The organism is Streptomyces sp. NPDC046759 (assembly GCF_040645475.1).
In the GTDB taxonomy this organism is placed as follows: domain Bacteria; phylum Actinomycetota; class Actinomycetes; order Streptomycetales; family Streptomycetaceae; genus Streptomyces.
Window position 1 is genome coordinate 1 of record NZ_JBEYYJ010000083.1, and the last position, 1531, is coordinate 1531.

The following is a 1531-nucleotide window of genomic DNA, read 5'->3' on the forward strand; positions in this document are numbered from 1 at the left end:
CAAGCAGGAACTCACCGAGTACCTCACCGAGTTGTCGGGCGAGGCGGCGGCCTACATGCGGCCGAACCTCTTCGTCAACACCCCGGACATCCTGCACGCCTACCTGCAGCACGGCGGCCGGCCCGCCTTCGAGGTGCGGGCCGTGCTGGCGGCGACCCTCTCCCCGGCCTGGGGCATCTACAGCGGCTACGAACTGTGCGAGAACACCCCCCTCAGGGAAGGCAGCGAGGAATACCTCAACTCGGAGAAGTACCAGCTCAGGCCGCGCGACTGGGAGACGGCGACACGCGAGGGCCGCACCATCGCACCCCTCATCACCAAACTCAACACCGTCCGGCGGCAGCACCCGGCCCTGCAGCAGCTGCGCGATCTGCACTTCCACCACACCGACAAGGACGCGGTCATCGCCTACTCCAAGCGGAGCGGGTCGAACACGGTTCTGGTGGTCGCCAACCTCGATGCCCACCACACCCAGGAGGCAACGGTCTCGTTGGACATGCCGCAACTCGGCCTGGACTGGCACGAGTCCGTGCCGGTGCGCGACGAGCTCACCGGCGAGACCTACCACTGGGGCAGGGCCAACTACGTGCGCCTCGAACCGGGCCATAGGCCCGCGCACGTCTTCACCGTCCTGCGACCGTCCAACCCGCAGATCGGAGGGTCACCCACAATATGATCGTCAATGAGCCCGTCCCGGACACCTTCGAGGACACACCCGCCGGGGACCGGGATCCGGAGTGGTTCAAGCGCGCCGTCTTCTACGAGGTCCTGGTCCGCTCCTTCCAGGACAGCAACGGTGACGGCATCGGCGACCTGAAGGGTCTGACCGCCAAGCTCGACTATCTGCAGTGGCTCGGCGTGGACTGCCTGTGGCTGCCGCCGTTCTTCAAGTCCCCGCTCAGAGACGGTGGTTACGACGTCTCCGACTACACCGCCGTCCTCCCCGACTTCGGCGACCTCGCCGACTTCGTGGAGTTCGTGGACGCCGCCCACCAGCGCGGCATGCGCGTGATCATCGACTTCGTCATGAACCACACCAGCGACCAGCACCCGTGGTTCCAGGAGTCGAGGCGGGATCCGGACGGACCGTACGGGGACTACTACGTCTGGGCCGACGACGACAAGCAGTTCCCCGGCGCCCGGATCATCTTCGTCGACACCGAGGCCTCCAACTGGACGTACGACCCGGTACGCAAGCAGTACTACTGGCACCGCTTCTTCTCGCACCAGCCGGACCTCAACTACGAGAACCCGGCCGTGCAGGAGGAGATGATCTCGGCGCTGAAGTTCTGGCTGGATCTCGGCATCGACGGGTTCCGCCTGGACGCCGTGCCGTACCTGTACCAGCAGGAGGGCACCAACTGCGAGAACCTGCCGGCCACCCACGAGTTCCTGCAGCGGGTGCGCAAGGAGATCGACACCCAGTACCCCGACAAGGTGCTGCTGGCGGAGGCCAACCAGTGGCCCGAGGACGTCGTCGACTACTTCGGCGACTTCACCTCCGGCGGCGACGAGTGCCACATGGCCTTCC

At 66.0% G+C, this 1531-nt stretch carries 2 protein-coding genes; both read left to right on the forward strand.

The window, feature by feature from the left end:
- Positions 1-676: DUF3459 domain-containing protein (locus ABZ919_RS41460; RefSeq protein WP_361259499.1), on the forward strand; the 676-nt coding region annotated here is incomplete at its 5' end.
- The coding region (locus ABZ919_RS41465) for an alpha-amylase family glycosyl hydrolase (protein ID WP_361259502.1) at positions 673-1531 on the forward strand (859 nt) is incomplete at its 3' end. The genes ABZ919_RS41460 and ABZ919_RS41465, both read left to right, overlap by 4 nt.